This is a genomic window from Pseudomonas poae, assembly GCA_028869255.1.
GTDB lineage: Bacteria > Pseudomonadota > Gammaproteobacteria > Pseudomonadales > Pseudomonadaceae > Aquipseudomonas > Aquipseudomonas poae_C.
Genome location: CP110972.1, coordinates 6,442,953 through 6,463,017, shown reverse-complemented (window position 1 = coordinate 6,463,017; position 20,065 = coordinate 6,442,953). Strand labels below are relative to the sequence as shown.

The following is a 20,065-nucleotide window of genomic DNA, read 5'->3' as shown; positions in this document are numbered from 1 at the left end:
GCACAGGGCCTGGGCACGGCAGCGTTTCCCATGAAAGCGATCAATAGCAGGCTTTCCCCGGCAAATTGGCTAATCGAGACAGGATGTGTCTGTTAAGCTGGCGCCAAATCGATGGCGTATTGCCACCCTTTATACAACGTGTATCAATGCCGATACCTCTGAACACAATAACTCTAACCACTTCGCGCTGCCTTTTCGGGATACAACCATGGTTGCTCTTACTCCCATACCCAAGATCAAGAATCTCGACAAATTGTTGATGCACTGCCAGCGCCGGCGCCACCCGGCCAAGCACAACATCATCTGTGCCGGCGAGCGCTCTGAAACACTGTTCTTCATTATCAAAGGCTCGGTCACCATCCTGATCGAGGACGAAGACGGCCGCGAAATGATCATCGCCTACCTGAACACCGGAGATTTCTTTGGCGAACTGGGGCTGTTTGAGCAAGCCGGCAAGGAGCAGGAACGCAGCGCCTGGGTACGCGCCAAGGTCGAGTGCGAAGTGGCCGAGATCAGCTACGCCAAGTTTCGCGAACTGGCCCAGCACGATCCCGATATCCTCTACGCCCTGAGCGGCCAGATCGCCCAGCGCCTGCGGGACACCACGCGCAAGGTCGGTGACCTGGCATTCTTCGACGTCACCGGTCGCGTAGCCCGTTGCCTGCTGGAGCTGTGCAAGCAACCCGACGCCATGACCCATCCCGACGGCATGCAGATCAAAGTCACGCGCCAGGAAATCGGGCGCATTGTCGGCTGTTCGCGAGAGATGGTCGGCCGGGTGCTCAAGGACCTGGAAGAGCGCAACCTGGTGCACGTCAAAGGCAAGACGATGGTGGTGTTCGGTACCCGTTAACCCGGCAGGAAGCTGGCCAGCAGTTGACGGTACAGGGTGTCCAGCCGACTGATCGCGTGCGGCGCGGCAAAGGCTTCATGCAGCGCGATATGGCTATCGGCCCGTACCCGCTGCTCGAGACCGCAGGCTTGATTGAAGCGGTTGACCGCCGCGATCAATTCCTCACGGTCGTTTTCCAGCAGCAACGCACCGTGCACCAACCCCACCGGGCGTCCACCGCTCTGGCGCCAGCGCTGAGCCGTACCGACCATTTTGCGGCCGTTGAGGTTGACGTTGTATCGACCGTCACAAAACGCCCCGTCGATCTCGCCGACGGAGGCATCCCCGCCCAACTCGATCAGCATGTCGCAAATCGGCTGGCACAGGCGCTGGTAGCCGGTTTCGATACGTCCCTGATCGCCCTCACTGCGCGGCGGCGCGTAGACCAGGGCGATATTGACCGTGGCATTCGACTGCGGGACCGGCTCACCACCGGTTTCGCGCAGCAACACCGGCCAACCGGCGTCGGCCGAAACTTGGCTGGCGGTTTCGAACGCCGGCAACCGACTCAACCGGCGCGGCATGACCAGGGCTTGATCGCTGGGCTGCCAGAACAGCAGGCCGAATTCCTGATCACCGGCGCAAACGGCGGCCAGTAAAGCTTGTTCGGCGGCAAGGCCTGCTTCAACAGTCATCATTACCGGCTGAGTCATCTAACACCTACCTATCTGGATAAACACAGAACCAAATGTGGGAGCGGGCTTGCTCGCGAAAGGGCTGTGTCAGTCACCACATGTACTGGCTGATCCACCGCATTCGCGAGCAAGCCCGCTCCCACATTTAAACCGTATTCCAAATGTTGACCGCGGTTTATTCAGTCCAGGGTCGAACCGCTGACCGCCACGCCACGCTCCGGGAAGAACAGGCGCTGCAACTCAGCCCCCGGGTTCTCGGCGCGCATGAAGGTCTCGCCCACCAGGAACGAATACACCCCGCTGATTTCCATCAGTTCCACATCGGCACGGTTGACGATGCCACTCTCTGTGATCACCAAGCGGTCACGCGGAATACGCGGCAGCAGGTCGAGGGTGTTTTCCAGGCTGACTTCGAAGGTGTGCAGGTTACGGTTGTTAACCCCCACCAGCGGTGTGTCGAGGGTTTTCAGTGCACGCTCCAGCTCATCGCCGTCGTGCACTTCCACCAGCACGTCCAGGCCAACACTTTTGGCCACGGCCGCCAGTTCGGCCATCTTCACGTCATCCAGTGCGGAGACGATCAACAGCACGCAGTCCGCGCCCAAGGCTCGCGCTTCGACGATCTGGTACGGGTCAACCATGAAATCCTTGCGGATCACCGGCAACTTGCACGCGGCGCGGGCTTGCTGCAGGAACAGGTCGGCACCCTGGAAGTAGTCGATATCGGTCAGCACCGACAGGCAAGTCGCTCCGCCCTTCTCATAGCTCTTGGCGATGTCCTCGGGGATGAAAATCTCGCGAATCACACCCTTGCTCGGCGAAGCCTTCTTGATTTCAGCAATGACCGCCGGCTGCTTGAGTTTGGCCTGAGCGATCAACGCGCTGGCAAAACCACGCGGTGCATCGGCAGCCTTCGCCTGGCTTTCCAGCTCGGCGAGGCTCACGCGGGCGCGGCGCTCGGCGACTTCTTCGGCCTTACGGGCCAGGATCTTTTCCAGAACGGTCGGCACACTCATCCTTCATTCTCCATCTTGAATACGGCGGTGAATGCTCCCAGCTCTTCGAGCTTTTCGCGAGCCAGACCGGTGTGCAGCGCGTCGTGAGCCAAAGCGACACCTTCCTTGAGACTATAGGCATGGTCGGCCGCATAAAGTGCCGCGCCAGCATTCAGTACAATCATTTCCGCAGCTTTTTGACCGTTCTCGGTCTTGCGACGCCCCAGGGCATCGCGAATCAGTTCGAGTGAAGCGGCCGGGCTTTCCACCGCCAGGCCGTGCAGGCTCTGGCTCTTCATGCCGAGGTCTTCAGGCTCGACCCAATATTCAGTGACCTGGTCATTTTTCAGCTCCGCCACAAAAGTCGGGGCCGCCAGGCTGAATTCGTCCAGGCCGTCCTTGGAATGCACCACCAGCACATGCTTGCTGCCCAAGCGTTGCAACACTTCTGCCAATGGCCGGCACAGCGCCTGGCTGAACACACCCACCACCTGGTGCTTCACACCGGCCGGATTCGTAAGCGGGCCGAGCATGTTGAACAGGGTACGCAGGCCGAGGTCCTTGCGCGGGCCGGCGGCGTGCTTCATCGCTCCATGGTGGGATTGGGCAAACATAAAGCCGATCCCCACGTTGTCGATGCAGCGCGCCACTTGTACCGGGGTCAGGTTCAGGTAGATACCGGCCGCTTCCAGCAGGTCGGCACTGCCGCTCTTGCCGGACACCGCACGGTTACCGTGCTTGGCCACGGTGCAACCGGCCGCCGCGACCACAAAAGAAGCCGCCGTAGAGACGTTGAAGATATTCGCACCGTCGCCGCCGGTGCCGACCACATCCACCACGCCGTCGAGGGTCTTGAGCTCAACCTTGTCCGCCAGCTCGCGCATCACCGATACGGCGCCGACGATCTCGTCGATGCTCTCGCTCTTCATGCGCATCGCCATCATGAACGCGCCGATCTGCGCGTCGGTGCATTGGCCGGTCATGATCTCGCGCATCACATCGCTCATTTCAGCGGTGCTCAGGTCCAGATGGCCGACGATACGGCTCAGGGCAGTCTTGATATCCATGGAAAGTCCTTAGCGCGTGCCGCCGCTCTGCTTGAGAAAGTTGGCGAACAGCTCGTAGCCCTGCTCGGTCAGGATCGACTCGGGGTGAAACTGCACCCCTTCGATATTCAGTGTCTTGTGGCGCAGCCCCATGATCTCATCGACCGAGCCGTCTTCCAGCTGGGTCCAGGCGGTCAGCTCCAGGCAGTCCGGCAGGGTCTCGCGCTTGACCACCAACGAATGGTAGCGGGTCACGGTCACCGGCAGGTTCAGGCCATGGAACACACCCAAATCCTTATGGAACACCGGGCTGGTCTTGCCGTGCATCACTTGGCGCGCACGCACCACATCGCCGCCAAAGGCCTGGCCGATGGACTGATGCCCCAGGCACACGCCCAGGATCGGCAGTTTGCCGGCGAAAAATTTAATCGCTTCGAGGGAAATACCCGCCTCGGTCGGCGTGCACGGGCCCGGCGAGACCACAATGCGCTCCGGGTTGAGCGCCGCGATTTGCGCCACGCTCAGTTCGTCGTTGCGCACCACCTTGACCTCGGCACCCAGCTCGCCCAGGTACTGCACCACGTTGTAGGTAAAGGAGTCGTAGTTATCAATCATCAGCAACATGGGGAAACCTCAAGAATTAGGGGTCTGTTCAGCCAGCGCAACGGCGCGGAACATCGCGCGGCGCTTGTTCAGGGTTTCTTCCCATTCGAGGGCCGGCACCGAGTCGGCGACAATCCCGCCCCCCGCCTGCACATGCAATTCCCCGTCCTTGATCACTGCGGTGCGGATCGCAATCGCGGTGTCCATGTTGCCGTTCCAGGCGAAATAACCCACGGCGCCGCCGTAGACACCACGCTTGACCGGCTCCAGCTCGTCGATGATTTCCATCGCACGGATCTTCGGCGCGCCCGACAAGGTGCCCGCCGGCAGGATCGCCCGCAGTGCGTCCATCGCCGTCAGCCCGGCTTTCAGCTCGCCGGTGACGTTGGACACAATGTGCATCACGTTGGAATAACGCTCGATCACCATCTTCTCGGTGAGCTTCACCGAACCGATCTCCGAGACCCGCCCGGTATCGTTGCGGCCCAGGTCGATGAGCATCAGGTGTTCGGCGATCTCTTTGTCGTCGCTCAGCAGGTCTTCTTCGAGCGCCAGGTCCGCCTCTTCGGTCGCGCCACGCGGGCGGGTACCGGCAATCGGGCGCACGGTGATCAGGTTGTCTTCGACGCGCACCAGCACTTCCGGCGAACTGCCCACCACGTGGAAATCGCCAAAGTTGAAGAAGTACATGTACGGCGTCGGGTTGAAGCAACGCAGCGCACGGTACAGGTCAATCGGCGCAGCCTTGAAGTCGATGGACATACGCTGCGACGGCACCACCTGCATGCAGTCACCGGCAAGGATGTATTCCTTGATGGTATCGACTGCGCGCTCGTAGTCATCCTGGGTAAAGCTTGAACGAAAGATCGGATCAGCAGCTGGCGGACGGCTGAGGTCCAGGCCGCGACGCGGAGTGATCGGCTGGCGCAGTTTTTCCAGCAGCGCTTCGAGGCTGGCCAGGCCGTGCTCGAAGGCGTCGGCCTGGGATGGGTCGGCCAGCACAATTGCGTGCATCTTGCCGGCGAGGTTGTCGAACACCACCACGGCATCGGAGACCATCAGCAGAATGTCCGGCACGCCCAGCGGGTCGGGGTTCGGGCACTTGCCCAGGCGTTTTTCCACGTAGCGCACGCAGTCGTAGCCGAAGTACCCCACCAGGCCACCGTTGAAACGCGGCAGGCCGGGGATGGTCGGTACGTTATAGCGCGCCTTGAAGGTTTCGACGAAGGCCAGCGGGTCTTCTACGTCGTGGCTTTCGATCTCGACGCCATCATGGGTGATGCTCACATGATGGTCGTGCACCCGCAGCACGGTGCGGCACGGCAGGCCGATGATCGAGTAACGGCCCCACTTCTCGCCGCCCTGAACCGACTCCAGCAGGTAGGAATTGGGCTCGTCGGCCAGTTTCAGGTAGATCGACAGCGGCGTATCGAAGTCGGCCAGGGTTTCGCAGGCCAGGGGAATGCGGTTATAGCCGGCAGCGGCCAAACGCAGGAATTCTTCGCGGGTCATGATGTGCCTCGTGGCGTGAGGGTCTAACAGTCAGGTATGCAAACGTGCCGCAGCGCGGCCAGGATCAGTCAGGCGCGCCAACGCCAGCGGGCCAGGGCCTTGATGACTTTCATCCAGAGTTTGCGAGTGACCACCACGATGGAATTTCCAGAAGGGGACGGATCGATATCGGGCAACGTTATCTCAGCGCCAGCTCCCAAGCAACCGGGGATTAGCAGTCGCAGGTCATCAATCACCAGCGCCGGCGACTCTTCGGCGATCGGCCGACCATGGTTATAGCCGTAACTCAAGGCCACGCACTGCACGCCAGCGGCCTTCGCGGCCAACACATCACTGCGCGAATCGCCGACAAACAACGACTGCGACGCCGGGATATTGGCCATTTTCATCACGAAAAACAGCGCCGCCGGGTCGGGTTTCTTCTGCGGCAGGGTATCGCCGCCAATGATCCAGCGGAAATACCGGCCGATTTTCATCTGGTCCAACAGCGGCGCGACGAAGCGCTCCGGTTTGTTGGTGATCAGGGCCATTTCCACGCCCTGCTTGCTCAGCCATTTGAGGGTGTCGCGCACGCCGGGGTAGACCACGGTGAGTTCGTGGCCATCTTCGTAGGCGGCGTTGAACAATTCCAGGGCATGCTCGGCCTCGACCTCATCCACGCCCTCGGCGTCGATGTGGTTGGCCAGGGCCCGGCGCACCAGCATCTGCACGCCGTTGCCGACCCACTCACGCACCGACTCGATGCCCGCCGGCTTGCGCCCCAGCTTGAGCAGCATGTGGTCCACCGCCGCCGCCAGGTCTGGCACCGAATCGATCAACGTACCGTCCAGATCGAACATCACCAGCCGTGGCAGTTTGCCGGGGAACAGCTGCTCGAAGCCGCTCATGGACGCGCCAGCGCCAGTTCTGCACGCATCTTGTCGATGACTTCCTGGTAATCCGGGGCGTTGAAGATCGCCGAGCCGGCCACAAAAGTGTCGGCACCGGCGGCGGCGATTTCACGGATATTGTTGACGTTGACCCCGCCGTCGATTTCCAGGCGGATATCGCGGCCCGAGGCGTCGATCAGTGCGCGGGCTTCGCGCAGCTTGTTCAGGGTGCCGGGAATGAACTTCTGCCCGCCAAAGCCTGGGTTGACGCTCATCAGCAGCACCATGTCGACCTTGTCCATCACGTACTCAAGCACGCTCAGCGGGGTGGCCGGGTTGAACACCAGGCCCGCCTTGCAGCCACCTTCGCGGATCAGTTGCAGGGTGCGGTCCACGTGCAGCGTGGCTTCCGGGTGGAAGGTGATGTAGGTCGCGCCGGCTTCGATGAAGTCGCCGACGATGCGATCCACCGGGCTGACCATCAGGTGCGCATCGATCGGCGCAGTGATGCCGTACTTGCGCAGCGCCGCGCAGACCATCGGGCCGATGGTCAGGTTAGGCACGTAATGGTTGTCCATCACATCGAAGTGCACGAAGTCGGCACCGGCGGCCAACACCTTGTCCACTTCCTCACCCAGGCGGGCGAAATCGGCGGAGAGAATCGATGGAGCAATAACGAAGGGCTGCATGACGCACCTTTTTTGAGCTAAATCACGATGGCGCGCATTGTATACCTCATGCTTTGCTGCGCGCACCGTGACCTGGCTCAATGGCTAGAACGCGGCCCGGTAGATTTTCTCGATATCCGCCGCGCTGAGCTTGCGCGGGTTGTTTCGCATCAGGCGTTCGATACCCGCCGCTTCGATGGCCATGGCGGGGATCGCATCCTCGGGAACCCCGAAGCTGCGCAGCCCTGCCGGGATCTCTACGGCGGCACATAGTCGCGTCATCGCCTCAACGGCCTGGTCGGCGGCATCGTTGGTACTCAACCCGGTGACATTCACGCCCATGGCTTGTGCAATATCCTGCATACGCTCCACGCACGCTAATTTGTTCCAGTGCATTACATAGGGCAGTAACAGCGCATTACTTACGCCGTGGGCGATGTTGAAACGCCCGCCCAGCGGGTAGGCCAAAGCGTGCACCGCGCCCACCCCGGCATTCCCGAAGGCCATGCCGGCCATCAGGCTGGCGGTGGCCATGTCATCGCGGGCCTGCAGGTTGGCCGGGTTGGCGTAGGCTTTGGGCAACGCTTTGGCAATCAGTTTGATCGCACCAATGGCCAGCGCGTCGGTGATCGGCGAGGCGTTCAGCGACAGGTAGGACTCGATGGCGTGCACCAGCGCATCCACGCCACTGGCGGCGGTGACACTGCGCGGGCAGGTCAGGGTCATTTGCGGGCTGATCAGCGCGACATCCGGCAGCAGGTAATCGCTGACGATACCTTTTTTCAGTTGCGCGGCCTTGTCGGAGAGGATCGCCACATTGGTCACCTCCGAACCGGTGCCGGCCGTGGTGGGGATGGCGATCAGCGGCGGGCCCTTGCGTGGTACCTGGTCGACGCCGAACAAGTCCGCCAGCGCGCCGTGGTAACCGGCATAGGCCGCCACGCTTTTGGCGATATCAATGGCGCTGCCGCCCCCACGCCGATCAGGCCGTCATGCCCGCCTTCGCGGTACACACGCATGCAGTCTTCGACGATGGCGATTTCCGGGTCGGGCAGTACACGGTCAAAGATTTCGTAAGTGCGATCACCCAGATGCGCCAGCGCCAGCGCCACAGTGCCGGACTTGACCAGCGCGGCATCGGTGACGATCAACGGGTTATCCACATCCAGGCGCGTGAGTTCAAAGGCCAGTTGCTCGATGGCACCGGCGCCGGTCAGCAGTTTGTGGGCGATCTTGAATGAGGAGGTACTCATGTGCGCGGCCTCTTATTAGTGATGGGCTGGCACAAGAGTAGCTGGGGAAAATGGGTTGTCTCCCATTCAGCAGCTGAATGGTCACTCTTTGGATGAACACAAACCAATGTGGGAGCGGGCTTGCTCGCGAAAGCGCTGGATCAGCCAGTGCATCTATGACTGACACTCCGCTTTCGCGAGCAAGCCCGCTCCCACATGTTGATCTCTGCTTGGCTTCAGATTTGCGCGGTACGCAGTTTTTCGCTACGCCCGCGCAGCCATTCCAGGGTCAGCAACAGCAACACCGAGAACGCAATCAGCAAGGTCGCGGCGGCGGCAATGGTCGGGCTGAGGTTCTCGCGGATACCGCTGAACATCTGGCGTGGCAGGGTCGCTTGCTCGGGGCCGGCGAGGAACAGCGTCACCACCACCTCATCGAACGAGGTGGCAAAGGCGAACAGCGCCCCGGAAATCACGCCCGGCGCGATCAACGGCAAGGTCACCCGACGAAATGCGGTCAACGGCGAGGCGCCCAGGCTGGCCGCGGCCCGCACCAGGTTATGGTTGAAACCCTGCAAGGTCGCCGAAACAGTGATGATCACAAACGGCACGCCAAGCACCGCATGCACCACGATCAGCGAGAAAAAGCTGTTGCCCAGCCCCAACGGCGCAAAGAACAAGTAACTGGCCACGCCGATAATCACCACCGGCACCACCATCGGTGAAATGACCAGCGCCATGACCAGCGCCTTGCCGGGGAAATTCCCGCGGGTCAGGCCGATGGCCGCCAAGGTGCCGAACACCATGGCCAGCACCGTGGCCGCCGGGGCGACGATGATGCTGTTCTTCAGCGCACGCATCCATTCGGCCGAGTTGAAGAAATCCTGGTACCAGTGCAGCGAGAAGCCCTGCAGCGGGTACACCAGGAAACTGCCGCTGTTGAACGACAGCGGGATGATCACCAGCACGGGCAAAATCAGGAACAACAGGATCAAGCCGCACAAAATCCGCAAGCTGTAGAACCACACCCGTTCCACCGGTGACATATAAGGGCTCAGCATCGCAAGGTCTCCTCAGCTCAGGCGCAGGCGACTGGCGCCCACCAGCCGGTTGTAGATCAGGTACAGCACCACCGTCGCCAGCAGCAGCAAACCGCCCAAGGCCGTGGCCATGCCCCAGTTGATGCTGGTGTTGGTGTAGAAGGCCACGAAGTAGCTGACCATCTGGTCGTTCGGGCTGCCCAGCAATGCCGGGGTGATGTAGTAACCAATTGCCAGGATGAACACCAGCAGGCAACCGGCACCGACCCCGGCATAGGTCTGCGGGAAGTACACACGCCAGAAACTCGCGAACGGGTGGCACCCCAGGGAAATCGCCGCTCGCATGTAGGTGGGCGAGATACCTTTCATCACGCTGTAGATCGGCAGAATCATGAACGGCAGCAGGATGTGCACCATGGAGATGTAGACCCCGGTACGGTTGAACACCAGCTCCACCGGCTTATCGATCAGACCCATGCCCATCAGGGCGCTGTTGATCAGCCCGCCGGACTGCAGCAGCACGATCCACGCCGCCACCCGCACCAGGATCGAGGTCCAGAACGGCAGCAGTACCAGAATCATCAGCAGGTTGCTTTTGCGCGCCGGCAGGTTGGCCAGCAGGTACGCCAGAGGATAGGCCAGCAGCAGGCACACGGCGGTGATCACCAACCCCATCCAGAAGGTGCGGGCGAAGATATCCAGGTAGATCGCCTGGTCCGGGGTGGCCGGGGCCACTTCACCGAGGTCATCGATACGGTGGTCGACGGCCGCCAGCAGGTAATACGGCGTGAGGCTGCTGGTATTGCGCCGGATCGCCTGCCAGTACGCCGGGTCGCCCCAGCGTTCGTCGAGGTTTTCCAGCGCTTGTTTATAAGAGCCAGGCGCTTCGGTAAACGGCAACGCCCGCGCGGTTTTGGTCAGCAGGCTGCGATAGCCGGCCAGTTCCATGTTCAAGCGTTTGGACAGGTCGCCCAGGGTCTGGTTTTTGCGCGCCTCGCCCAGGTCTTCGCTGAGGGCCTGATACACCGGTTCACCCGGCAGACCACGGCCGTCCCAGGTCTTTACTGCCACCACGGTACGCGGCAAACCGCCCACCACTTCCGGGTTGCCGACACTCTTGTAGAGCAGCGCCACAATTGGCACCAGGAACACCAACAGCAAAAACAGCACCAGCGGCGCAATCAGGGCCTGGGCCTTCCAGCGATTGAGCCGCTCGGCACGCGCCAGGCGCTGCTTGAGGGTGGGGCTGTTGACCTCGTTGGAGGGAACGGCAATGGCCATGGCTGACTCCGGAAATACTGAAAAAAGACAACAGTCTTGCGCTATACGACAAAGCCTGTGGCGAGCGGGCTTGCCCGCGTTGGGCTGCGCAGCAGCCCCAAAACCAGGCGCCGCGCTGTATCGGTGAATCGTGGTGACTTCACTGGGGTCGCTTCGCAACCCAACGGGGGCAAGCCCCCTCGCCACAAAAGCTCAACTGCAATGAGCTATTACTTGGCCGCCCACGAATTGAAGCGCTGCTCCAGTTGCTCGCCGTTATCCGCCCAGAAGCTCACATCGATCTGCACCTGATTGGCGATGTTTTCCGGGGTGGTCGGCATGTCCTTCAGCACATCCTTGGCCAGCAGCGGCACGGCTTGGGTATTGGCCGGACCGTAGGCGATGTTTTCCGAGTAGATCTTCTGCTGCTGCGGTGCGACCGAGAAAGCGATGAATTTCTTCGCTGCTTCGGCACGGTCCTTGGCCAACCCTTTTGGAATAGCCCAGGCATCGAAGTCGTAGATGCCGCCGTTCCACACCACTTTCAGGTTGCTCTCTTTCTGCACAGCGGCGATGCGGCCGTTGTAGGCCGAGCTCATCACTACGTCACCCGAGGCCAAGTACTGTGGCGGTTGCGCGCCGGCTTCCCACCACTGGATCGACGGCTTGAGTTCGTCGAGCTTCTTGAACGCACGGTCCTGGCCATCTTTGCCGGCCAGCACTTTGTAGACGTCTTTGGGCGCCACGCCATCGGCCATCAAGGCGAATTCCAGAGTGTATTTGGCGCCCTTGCGCAGGCCGCGTTTGCCCGGGAATTTCTTGGTGTCCCAGAAATCCGCCCAGCTGGTCGGTGCCGAGGTCAGCTTGTCGGCGTTGTACGCCAGCACGGTCGACCATACGAAGAAGCCCACGCCGCACGGCTGGATCGCCCCCTTCACATAGTCGGCGGTGTTGCCGAACAGTTTCGGGTCCAGCGGTTCGAACATGTCTTCGTCGCAGCCACGGGACAGTTCCGGCGATTCCACTTCCACCAGGTCCCAGGACACGCTCTTGGTGTCGACCATGGCTTTGACCTTGGCCATTTCACCGTTGTATTCGCCGGCGACGATCTTGCCGTTGCCCGCGCTCTCCCACGGTGCATAGAAGGCTTTGACCTGGGCCGCCTTGTTGGCGCCGCCAAAGGACACGACTGTCAGGTCCGGGCCGGCCATGGCCTGTGTCGCGCCCATCAAGCTCAATGCCAGAACGGAATATTTCAAGGTACTCAACATTGTTGTTCTCTCCACGTGCAGGGTTGGTGAAGCCATGGGGGCGATTAATTCGCCTCTAGAAGTGGGTCGAGTGCGCGAACGTGCTCGACTTGCCAGCCAATCGGTACCACGTCGCCAACCGCCAATGCTGGGTCCAGCTCGGCAATCGGTTGTTTCACAAAAAAATCGGCCTTGCCGCAGACTTCCAGGCGCACACGCACGTGGTCGCCCAAGTAGATAAATTCCGCCACTCGCCCGGAGAAGCGGTTGACGCAGCTTTCGCTGGAGCCATTGAGGCTCACTCGCTCCGGTCGCACCGACAGGGTCACCGGGCCGCCAACCTGGCCGACGTTCACCGCCAGCGCCTCGACCTTCTCGCCGCGTGCCAGCTCGACCACGCAGCGGTCGCCGGTGTGGCTGTGCAGGCGGCCATTGAGGCGGTTGTTCTCACCGATGAAGTTGGCGACGAAGGTGTTCTTCGGCTCTTCATACAAGGTGCGTGGCGCGGCGATCTGCTGGATCTCGCCCTGGTGGAACACCGCCACCCGGTCGGACATGGTCAAGGCTTCGCCCTGGTCGTGGGTCACGTACACCACCGTCACGCCGAGGCGCTGGTGCAGGTGTTTGATCTCCATCTGCATGTGTTCGCGCAGCTGCTTGTCGAGGGCGCCGAGGGGTTCGTCCATCAGCACCAGCTGCGGCTCGAACACCAGCGCCCGGGCCAAGGCCACGCGCTGTTGCTGGCCGCCGGAGAGCTGCGCCGGGTAGCGCTGAGCGAAGGCGTCGAGCTGGACCATGCTCAGCACGCGTTTGACCCGCTCGCTGATATCGGTCTTGCTAAGGCCGCGCACCGACAGCGGGAACGCCAGGTTCTCGGCGACCGTCATGTGCGGGAACAATGCGTAGTTCTGGAACACCATGCCGATGTCACGCTTGTGCGGCGGCACGTTGTTGATGGAGCGCCCGGCCAGCTGGATTTCACCGGCGGTCGGCGTTTCAAAGCCGGCGAGCATCATCAGGCTGGTGGTCTTGCCCGACCCGGAAGGCCCGAGCAGGGTGAGGAACTCGCCCTTGCGAATCTCCAGGTTGAGGTCCTTGACGATCAGGTTCTCGCCGTCGTAGCTCTTCTGCACGCCACGAAAGCTGACCAGCACATCATTTGAATCCACCTCGCTCATACCCGCACCTTTGTGTTTTGGACTGCTGTGGCACAAGCGTAGTCCAGGCGCGAGCCCCCGGAAATCGGGGGCCGGGAGAGAATTGCATCAGCCGGATGGAAGGTTGGGGGTAGGGATCGCCCTACACGGATGGCGGGCATGGGACAGTGCAGCCACAAGTAGCGAGCTGCAAGCGGCAAGTAATGGGCATCGACCTGCGAGCCACCTGTCGCTAACAGACATGCGGCCCCCTACAGAAGTTTGTGTTCCATGGCGTACTTCACCAACTCGGCCAGGGAGGTGATATTGAGCTTTTGCATCAGCCGCGCCTTGTGGGTGCTGATGGTCTTGCTGCTCAGCGCCAGTTGCTGGGCGATGTCATTCACGTTGGCGCCCTGGGCCAGGCGCTCGAACACCGAGAACTCACGCTCCGAGAGTAACGAATGCAGCGGGCGCGTATCGGTGAGGCCGACTTCGAAGACCATGCGGTCGGCCAGGTCCGGGTCGATATAACGCCCGCCCGCCGCCACCTTGCGAATCGCCGTGAGCAACAGTGCCGGGTCGCTGTCCTTGGTTGCATAACCGGCGGCGCCCACCTTCAAGGCACGCGCAGCCATTTGCGCCTCGTCGTGCATCGACAGCACCAGGATCGCCGGCGGATTGCTCAAGGCACGAATCCGCGCAATCGCTTCCAGGCCGTTGACGCCGGGCATCGAGATATCCAGCAACACCACCTCGCACGGCACATGGCGCAGGGTCTCGAGCAACTGCTCGCCATTACTCGCCTCCCCCACCACCAGCAGGTCCTTGGCCAGGCCGATCAATTGCTTGATGCCTTCTCGAACAATGGTGTGGTCTTCGGCTACCAGTACGCGGATCACAGGGGTTTCCTCTTATCGTTATGCATCCAGCGGCACCGTGACACTCAGGGTCGTGCCCTCACCCAATTCGCTGTCCAGGCTCAGTTGCCCACCCATGATCAGCACCCGCTCGCGCATGCCTACCAGGCCGAACGACACCGGGCGGCCTTTGGCCTGGACAAAGCCTACGCCGTCATCGCTGATGGTCAGCCGCAAGTCGCGGCCTTCCACCGCCAGCGTCAGCTCCACAGTATGCGCCTGGGCATGGCGCATCACATTGGTCAGCGCTTCCTGCAGGATGCGGAACAGGCCGATGGCCTTGGCGTCACTCAGGGCCGGCAGGTTATCCGGAACCTGCACCAAACAGGGATTTGCGTGCGCGCTTCAAAACGCCGCGCCTGCCACTCGATGGCCGAGGCGATCCCGGCGTCGAGAATCGGCGGGCGCAGCGCGGTTGCCACGTCCCGCACCAGTTGGAACAGCTGGGCGATCAGGCGCTTCATGCTGTTCAGGCGCTCGTGCAGGCCAGGGTCCAGCTGCGCGTAGGCCAACTCGCACATGGAGGTTTCCAGCTTGAGCACGGTGAGCATCTGCCCGAGTTCGTCATGCACTTCCCGGGCGATGCGTGCTTTTTCTTCTTCGCGCACGGTTTCCAGGTGGGCGGACAGCTCGCGCAGTTGCGCCTCACTTTGCACCAGGGCGGCCAAGGTGCGGCGCAGCTCGGTGACGTCGTTGAGATAGACCACCAGGTATTCGGCTTTGGCAAACCGCAGAAAGCTCAAGGACACGTTGGCCGGCAGAATACTGCCATCGGCCCGCAGGCAATCGGTGGCGAAATTCTGCGGGCCGTCGTCGCTGGCTCGGGCGCGCTTCCACAGGTTGAGCCAGCGGTCCATGTCCAGGCTGGGGTCGAGGTCCACCAGTGGCCGCTCGATCAATGCGCCCGGGTCATAGCCGAGCATGCTTTCGGCGGCGCGGTTGGCGTAGCGCACATGGCTGTCCCAGTTGACCCACAGGATGCCGACGGTGCTCTGGTCGATGGAAAACTGGGTCAACCGCAGCGCTTCGGCACCGGCGGCGCGGGCCGCGCTTTCTTCGCGGGCGGCCAGCAGGTCGTGTTCCAGCACGCGTTGCTGGCGGCGCTGCCAGAACACGATGGCCAGGCTGGCGAGCAGCAACAGGCTCAGCAACAGGCTGAGGTTCTGCCACAGGCCAGGGGACTCCGACAGCCGTGGGTATTTGGGTTGCAGCCAGCGGTTGTGCAGTTGGTCCAGGTCGCGGGCGGGGATCGCACGCAAAGCGCTTTGCAGGATGCCAGCCAATTCCGGCCATTCGCGGCGCGTGGCCACCCGCAGCAATTGCGGCAAGCCGATGTCCCCCACCACCGCCAGCGCGGCGAATTCCGCTTCGCCGGACAACCGGCTCAACTGCGCTTCATCCACCACGGCGTACCGCGCCTGCTGGCTCACCAGCAACTGCAGCGCATCACGCTCCATCGGCACGCCTTGCAGATTAAGACCCGGGTAGGTGCTGCGCAGGTAATCGGCCACGGCGCTGGGCATACGCACGGCGACGCGGGACTTATCGTCGAGTTTCTCCAGCTCTACCGCGCCGCCGCCGTCACGGATGCCGACGATGTGCTGGGGCACGCGCATATACGGGTCGGTGAATAACCACAGGCGCAAACCGGCCGGGGTTTGCTGCAGACCGGGGGCGATATCCACTTCGCCCTCGCGCACGGCGGCTTCCAGCTGCTCCTGGTTGGGGAAGTTGCGCCAGGTCAGCTCGATATTCAGCGCCTTGGCCAGCCACTGCATCAACTCCACATTGGCCCCGGACAAGCGCTGCAGGCGCCGGTCGTATTGCGCGTAAGGCGCCTGCAACACCAGGCCCACACGCAGCTCCGGGTGCGCGGCCAGCCATTCGCGTTGCTGCGCAGTGAGTTGCGCCTGGGGGGCGGCAGGCGCAGGGGCGGCATTTGCCATCAAGGCAAAGCACAAACAGCCGATAACCAGCAGACAGCGAAAACCCATGATCCACGTCTCACATCACTGACAAATACTGACCAACCCATTAGGCTGCTGGAATCACTTCTGGCCGGGAATTAACGATGCTCTTTCTCCACCGTTCGGCACTGCCAGCATTGTGCCTGTCGCTGCTCTTTACCAGCGCCTTTTCTGTTCAAGCCGCGGACGCACCCGCGCCCGCCGCCGAAAAACCGCTTGAACGCCAACCGTTGCCCGAGCGCAGCCAGGAAGAAACCAGCGCCCTGGAACGCACAATCCCGCAACAGGAACAGCAACAGTTGCAGGCCGGCAGTGATTCATTCCTCGCCCTGTGGAAACCGGCCAACAGCGCCGAGCCCGAGGGCGTGGTGATTATCGTACCCGGCGCCGGCGAAAATGCTGACTGGCCGCAAGCAATCGGCCCGTTGCGTCGCAAATTGCCGGATGCCAACTGGGGCAGCCTTAGCCTGTCGCTGCCGGATATCAGTGTGGACACCCTGCCGCCGCGTGCGATGGAAGCGCCCCAGGCGAGCGTCGACACCAGCAGCAAAGACGCCAGCACCGCCGACAAACCGATCGAGCAAGCCGCCAGCGCTGAAGCCGAAGGCACCGACCCGGCGGTGGTCCCCGGCGCCGACGAGCAAGACAAAACCGATGCTTCGCGCATCTTTGCGCGCATCGACGCCGCCGTGGCCTACGCCCAAACCCAGGGTGCGCGCAGCGTCGTGCTGGCCGGTCATGGCACTGGCGCCTGGTGGGCCGCCCGTTACTTGAGCGAGAAACAACCGTCCCAAGTGCAGAAATTCGTGATGATCGCCGGCAAAACACCAACGGCGCGCAAACCGGACCTGCAGCAACTGGCGCCGACCTTGAAAGTGCCGACGGCGGACGTGTTCTACCAGGACGCTGCCCAGGATCGCAAAAACGCGCAGGAGCGCGCCCAGGCGGCCAAGCGGGCGAAGAATGACGGCTACAAGCAGGTTTCGCTCAAGACCCTGCCGGGCAACAGCGCGGCCGAGCAGGAACAGCTGTATCGCCGGGTTCGCGGGTGGTTGAGCCCGCAGGCAACTGCCGACTGAAGATAAGAACCCGATCAAGTGTGGGAGCTGGCTTGCCTGCGATGACGGTGGATCAGTTAAGAATGCTGTAACTGAAAGAACGCTATCGCAGGCAAGCCAGCTCCCACAGTCGATTGGGTTTCCAACGCAACCCAGGTGCGCGCCGTTACCGGCAGGCAACTGCCGACTGAAGATAAGAACCCGATCAAGTGTGGGAGCTGGCTTGCCTGCGATGGCGGTGGATCAGTTAAGAATGCTGTAACTGAAAGAACGCTATCGCAGGCAAGCCAGCTCCCACAGTCGATTGGGTTTCCAACGCAACCCGGGTGCGCGCCGTTACCGGCAGGCAATTGCCCACTGAAGATAAGAACCCGATCAAGTGTGGGAGCTGGCTTGCCTGCGATGGCGGTGGATCAGTTAAGAATGCTGTAACTGAAAGAACGCTATCGCAGGCAAGCCAGCTCCCACAGTCGATTGGGTTTCCAACGCAACATCGGGTGGCTAGCGAAAATCCCGGCGCTCGCGAATCAACGCATAGGCATTGTGCAACTCGCGGGTGCGCTCGGTGGCCTCCAGCACTTGCGCGGGCGTGGCGCCGCTGCCGGCGATCTTGTCCGGGTGGTGGCGGCTGAGCAGGCGGCGATAGGCGCGCTTGATCACCGACGGTTCGGTGGTGGGCGTCACGCCCAGCAACCGCAAGGCATCCTGGTAGCTGCCGCCGCGGTTTGCCAGTGGCTTGCGCTCCGGCGTGTAGTCAGCAGCCAGGGCCTGGAGTTGTTGCGGCGTCCAGCCCAGCCATTTGCCCCACAGGTCGATCAGGTCGCGCTCGGCGTCATCCGCCTTGCCGTCCGCCCAGACCATCCGCCAGCATGCACGCAACACACCTTCCGCTGCATGGGGTTGGGCCTTGAGCACACGCAGGTAGCGGCGCACCCGGTCGGAGCCGGACTTGCCACGATTGAACGCCGCAATCGCCCGGCGCTGGGCCGAGTCGGTCATCTCCAGCGAGCGCATCTCCTGGCGCGCCTGCTGGATATGCCCATCCACCACGCGGCCATTGCTTTTGGCCAGGCGCCCCAGCAACACAAACAGCAACTCGTCATTGCGCAGCGCCGGGCGCCCGCCCAGGCGCTCGCGCAATTGCGCCCAACTCTGCAACTGCATTCGGCGATCCAGTGCCTGCCCCAATAACGCGCCCAACAAGGCCCCCGGAATGCTGGCAATGGCAAAGCCAGCCCCGGCGCCGATCAGCGTCCCTGGCCACAACATGCTACTGCCCCGCTGTCAGCAGGGTTTCGACTTGCGCCAGGCGCTCCAGCGTGCCGACATCAATCCAGCGTCCCGCCATGTGTTCCCCCGTTACCAAACCTTTCGCCATCGCCGCACGCAGCAGCGGCGCCAGCTTGAAGGCACCCGCGCTGCAACCCGAGAACAACTTGGGGTCGAGTACTGAAATGCCACTGAAGGTCAGGTTATCGGCACCGGGCGCCGCATCATGAAGCAAGCCCTGCTCAAGGTAGAAATCACCGCCCGAGGGGTGATGCGCCGGGTTGTCGACCATCACCAGGTGCGCCAGGCCCTGGAGCGGTTGCTTGAGTTGGGTGAAGTCGTAGTCGGTCCAGATATCGCCATTGACCACCAGAAAAGGCTCATCGCCCAACAATGGCAACGCCTGGAAGATCCCGCCGCCGGTTTCCAACGGCTCGCCTTCGGGGGAGTAGCGAATACGCAAGCCGAACTGCGCGCCATCGCCCAGGTAGCTTTCGATCTGCTGGCCCAGCCAGGCATGGTTGATCACGATCTCGGTGAAGCCGGCCTTGGCCAGCGCCTCCAGGTGATACTCGATCAGGCGCTTGCCGCCGGCCTGCACCAGCGGCTTGGGCGTGTGCAGGGTGAGCGGGCGCATCCGCTCGCCTTTGCCCGCCGCCAGGATCATCGCCTTCATACGCTGACCTCGGCGGGTTGGCGCAGGCTGGTCAACAGCTCAGCCAGTTCGCTCAACTCCGGGCGGTCGGCCAGCACCGCGTCTATATAAGCAAAGAAGCGCGGCACGTCGGCCAGGTAGCGTGGCTTGCCGTCGCGATGGCAGATACGCGCAAAGATGCCGATGACCTTGAGGTGGCGCTGCACGCCCATCAGGTCGCTGGCACGCAGGAAGTCCTCGAAATCGGCCTGCACGGGAATCCCGGCTTGGCCCGCACGCTCCCAGTAACCGCGCTGCCACTCCCGCACGCGGGCCTGGGGCCAGCTGAGGAAGGCGTCCTTGAACAGGCAGGTGATGTCGTAAGTCACCGGGCCATACACCGCGTCCTGAAAATCCAGCACGCCAGGGTTCGGCTCGCTGATCATCAGGTTGCGCGGCATATAGTCGCGATGCACCAGCACTTTCGGCTGCGCCAGGGCGCTGTCGATCAGTTGGTCACTGGCGCGCTGCCAAAGCGCTTGCTGGCGTGTATCAAGTTCGATACCCAGATGCCGGCGCACGTACCACTCGGGAAACAATTCCAGCTCGCGGCGCAGCAAGGCCACGTCATAGCTGGGCAGTGGCGCGTCCATCGGCAATTGCTGAAAAGCCAGCAAGGCATCGATGGCATCGGCAAATAATTGATCGGCGTTTTGCGCGTCAATCACGTCCAGATAGGTTTTTCGGCCCAGGTCATTGAGCAAAAGAAAGCCTCGCGGCAAATCTTCTGCATAAATTTTTGGAACATTTATTCCTGACTTTGCCAATAAATGGGCGATATCGACGAAAGGTTTGCAGTTTTCCTGGGGGGGTGGGGCGTCCATTACCACGAATGTTCGACCGCCGCCCTCCCAACGGAAATAGCGCCTGAAACTCGCGTCGCTGCTGGCCGCGGTCAATGTGGCCGGGGGTACGGCGCCCCAATCCTGAGCGTTGAAAAGGATCGGCAACTGCTCATCCAGCCAGACTTCCAGCTGTTGTAAACGTAGATCTTGCTCGGGCATTACAAGGGTCTCCGA

General features: G+C 62.0%; 17 protein-coding genes and 2 pseudogenes. 2 read left to right on the top strand and 17 right to left on the bottom strand.

Features of this window, described 5'->3' with window-relative positions:
* Positions 1 to 208 precede the first annotated feature (208 nt).
* Positions 209 to 853, top strand: coding sequence for a cAMP-activated global transcriptional regulator CRP (crp, locus tag LRS56_29310; GenBank protein ID WDU62750.1), 645 nt, complete (start codon positions 209 to 211; stop codon positions 851 to 853).
* On the opposite strand, the gene LRS56_29305 is transcribed toward crp, so the two are convergent.
* The 14 genes and pseudogenes from LRS56_29305 to LRS56_29240 form a co-directional block, all read right to left on the bottom strand.
* A complete protein-coding gene (locus tag LRS56_29305) occupies positions 850 to 1,545 on the bottom strand; it encodes a lipoate--protein ligase family protein (GenBank protein ID WDU62749.1) in 696 nt (231 codons plus the stop codon). The genes crp and LRS56_29305 overlap by 4 nt on opposite strands.
* Positions 1,546 to 1,706: 161 nt before the next feature.
* The gene (gene trpC, locus LRS56_29300) at positions 1,707 to 2,543 is read right to left on the bottom strand and encodes an indole-3-glycerol phosphate synthase TrpC (protein WDU62748.1); all 837 of its coding nucleotides are present in this window, start codon (positions 2,541 to 2,543) and stop codon (positions 1,707 to 1,709) included.
* A complete protein-coding gene (gene trpD / locus LRS56_29295; GenBank protein ID WDU62747.1) occupies positions 2,540 to 3,589 on the bottom strand; it encodes an anthranilate phosphoribosyltransferase in 1,050 nt (349 codons plus the stop codon). Before trpD ends, trpC begins: the two co-directional genes overlap by 4 nt.
* 9 nt (positions 3,590 to 3,598) lie before the next feature.
* Positions 3,599 to 4,192 carry an aminodeoxychorismate/anthranilate synthase component II gene (locus tag LRS56_29290; protein WDU62746.1) on the bottom strand — a complete coding sequence of 198 codons (594 nt, stop codon included), beginning with the start codon at positions 4,190 to 4,192 and terminating at the stop codon, positions 3,599 to 3,601.
* 9 nt (positions 4,193 to 4,201) lie between these two features.
* A complete protein-coding gene (gene trpE / locus LRS56_29285; GenBank protein WDU62745.1) occupies positions 4,202 to 5,683 on the bottom strand; it encodes an anthranilate synthase component I in 1,482 nt (493 codons plus the stop codon).
* A gap of 68 nt (positions 5,684 to 5,751) precedes the next feature.
* A complete protein-coding gene (locus LRS56_29280; protein WDU62744.1) occupies positions 5,752 to 6,570 on the bottom strand; it encodes a phosphoglycolate phosphatase in 819 nt (272 codons plus the stop codon).
* Positions 6,567 to 7,241, bottom strand: coding sequence for a ribulose-phosphate 3-epimerase (gene rpe / locus LRS56_29275; GenBank protein WDU62743.1), 675 nt, complete (start codon positions 7,239 to 7,241; stop codon positions 6,567 to 6,569). The genes LRS56_29280 and rpe overlap by 4 nt, the downstream gene beginning before the upstream one ends.
* An 84-nt stretch (positions 7,242 to 7,325) precedes the next feature.
* A pseudogene (locus tag LRS56_29270) lies at positions 7,326 to 8,473 on the bottom strand (iron-containing alcohol dehydrogenase).
* Positions 8,474 to 8,688: 215 nt separating this feature from the next.
* Positions 8,689 to 9,513, bottom strand: coding sequence for an ABC transporter permease (locus tag LRS56_29265; GenBank protein ID WDU62742.1), 825 nt, complete (start codon positions 9,511 to 9,513; stop codon positions 8,689 to 8,691).
* Positions 9,514 to 9,525: 12 nt separating this feature from the next.
* Positions 9,526 to 10,773, bottom strand: a complete 1,248-nt coding sequence (locus LRS56_29260; GenBank protein ID WDU62741.1) for an ABC transporter permease — start codon at positions 10,771 to 10,773, stop codon at positions 9,526 to 9,528.
* Between the two features lie 209 nt (positions 10,774 to 10,982).
* Positions 10,983 to 12,023, bottom strand: coding sequence for an ABC transporter substrate-binding protein (locus tag LRS56_29255; protein ID WDU62740.1), 1,041 nt, complete (start codon positions 12,021 to 12,023; stop codon positions 10,983 to 10,985).
* A 44-nt stretch (positions 12,024 to 12,067) separates the two neighbouring features.
* A complete protein-coding gene (locus LRS56_29250) occupies positions 12,068 to 13,180 on the bottom strand; it encodes an ABC transporter ATP-binding protein (protein WDU62739.1) in 1,113 nt (370 codons plus the stop codon).
* 230 nt (positions 13,181 to 13,410) lie between these two features.
* Positions 13,411 to 14,040 (bottom strand): response regulator transcription factor, encoded by a 630-nt coding sequence (locus tag LRS56_29245; GenBank protein WDU62738.1) that lies wholly within the window; start codon positions 14,038 to 14,040, stop codon positions 13,411 to 13,413.
* Between the two features lie 18 nt (positions 14,041 to 14,058).
* A pseudogene (locus LRS56_29240) lies at positions 14,059 to 16,052 on the bottom strand (transporter substrate-binding domain-containing protein).
* A gap of 77 nt (positions 16,053 to 16,129) precedes the next feature.
* Here LRS56_29240 and LRS56_29235 point away from each other — a divergent pair.
* Positions 16,130 to 17,104, top strand: coding sequence for an alpha/beta hydrolase family protein (locus LRS56_29235; GenBank protein WDU62737.1), 975 nt, complete (start codon positions 16,130 to 16,132; stop codon positions 17,102 to 17,104).
* Between the two features lie 480 nt (positions 17,105 to 17,584).
* On the opposite strand, the gene LRS56_29230 is transcribed toward LRS56_29235, so the two are convergent.
* The 3 genes from LRS56_29230 to LRS56_29220 are packed head-to-tail and all read right to left on the bottom strand — an operon-like array spanning position 17,585 to position 20,050.
* Positions 17,585 to 18,352: a TerB family tellurite resistance protein gene (locus LRS56_29230; GenBank protein ID WDU62736.1), complete on the bottom strand. Its 768-nt coding sequence runs from the start codon at positions 18,350 to 18,352 to the stop codon at positions 17,585 to 17,587.
* 1 nt (position 18,353) lies between these two features.
* Positions 18,354 to 19,028 carry a nucleotidyltransferase family protein gene (locus tag LRS56_29225; GenBank protein WDU62735.1) on the bottom strand — a complete coding sequence of 225 codons (675 nt, stop codon included), beginning with the start codon at positions 19,026 to 19,028 and terminating at the stop codon, positions 18,354 to 18,356.
* On the bottom strand, positions 19,025 to 20,050 hold the full coding sequence (locus tag LRS56_29220) for a phosphotransferase (protein ID WDU62734.1): 1,026 nt from the start codon (positions 20,048 to 20,050) through the stop codon (positions 19,025 to 19,027). The genes LRS56_29225 and LRS56_29220 overlap by 4 nt, the downstream gene beginning before the upstream one ends.
* Positions 20,051 to 20,065 lie beyond the last annotated feature (15 nt).

Coding starts and splice junctions, on each gene's coding strand:
- crp (WDU62750.1), top strand. CDS start 209: ATGGTTGCTCTTACTCCCATACCCAAGATCAAGAATCTCGACAAATTG.
- LRS56_29305 (WDU62749.1), bottom strand. CDS start 1,545: ATGACTCAGCCGGTAATGATGACTGTTGAAGCAGGCCTTGCCGCCGAA.
- trpC (WDU62748.1), bottom strand. CDS start 2,543: ATGAGTGTGCCGACCGTTCTGGAAAAGATCCTGGCCCGTAAGGCCGAA.
- trpD (WDU62747.1), bottom strand. CDS start 3,589: ATGGATATCAAGACTGCCCTGAGCCGTATCGTCGGCCATCTGGACCTG.
- LRS56_29290 (WDU62746.1), bottom strand. CDS start 4,192: ATGTTGCTGATGATTGATAACTACGACTCCTTTACCTACAACGTGGTG.
- trpE (WDU62745.1), bottom strand. CDS start 5,683: ATGACCCGCGAAGAATTCCTGCGTTTGGCCGCTGCCGGCTATAACCGC.
- LRS56_29280 (WDU62744.1), bottom strand. CDS start 6,570: ATGAGCGGCTTCGAGCAGCTGTTCCCCGGCAAACTGCCACGGCTGGTG.
- rpe (WDU62743.1), bottom strand. CDS start 7,241: ATGCAGCCCTTCGTTATTGCTCCATCGATTCTCTCCGCCGATTTCGCC.
- LRS56_29265 (WDU62742.1), bottom strand. CDS start 9,513: ATGCTGAGCCCTTATATGTCACCGGTGGAACGGGTGTGGTTCTACAGC.
- LRS56_29260 (WDU62741.1), bottom strand. CDS start 10,773: ATGGCCATTGCCGTTCCCTCCAACGAGGTCAACAGCCCCACCCTCAAG.
- LRS56_29255 (WDU62740.1), bottom strand. CDS start 12,023: ATGTTGAGTACCTTGAAATATTCCGTTCTGGCATTGAGCTTGATGGGC.
- LRS56_29250 (WDU62739.1), bottom strand. CDS start 13,180: ATGAGCGAGGTGGATTCAAATGATGTGCTGGTCAGCTTTCGTGGCGTG.
- LRS56_29235 (WDU62737.1), top strand. CDS start 16,130: ATGCTCTTTCTCCACCGTTCGGCACTGCCAGCATTGTGCCTGTCGCTG.
- LRS56_29230 (WDU62736.1), bottom strand. CDS start 18,352: ATGTTGTGGCCAGGGACGCTGATCGGCGCCGGGGCTGGCTTTGCCATT.
- LRS56_29225 (WDU62735.1), bottom strand. CDS start 19,028: ATGAAGGCGATGATCCTGGCGGCGGGCAAAGGCGAGCGGATGCGCCCG.
- LRS56_29220 (WDU62734.1), bottom strand. CDS start 20,050: ATGCCCGAGCAAGATCTACGTTTACAACAGCTGGAAGTCTGGCTGGAT.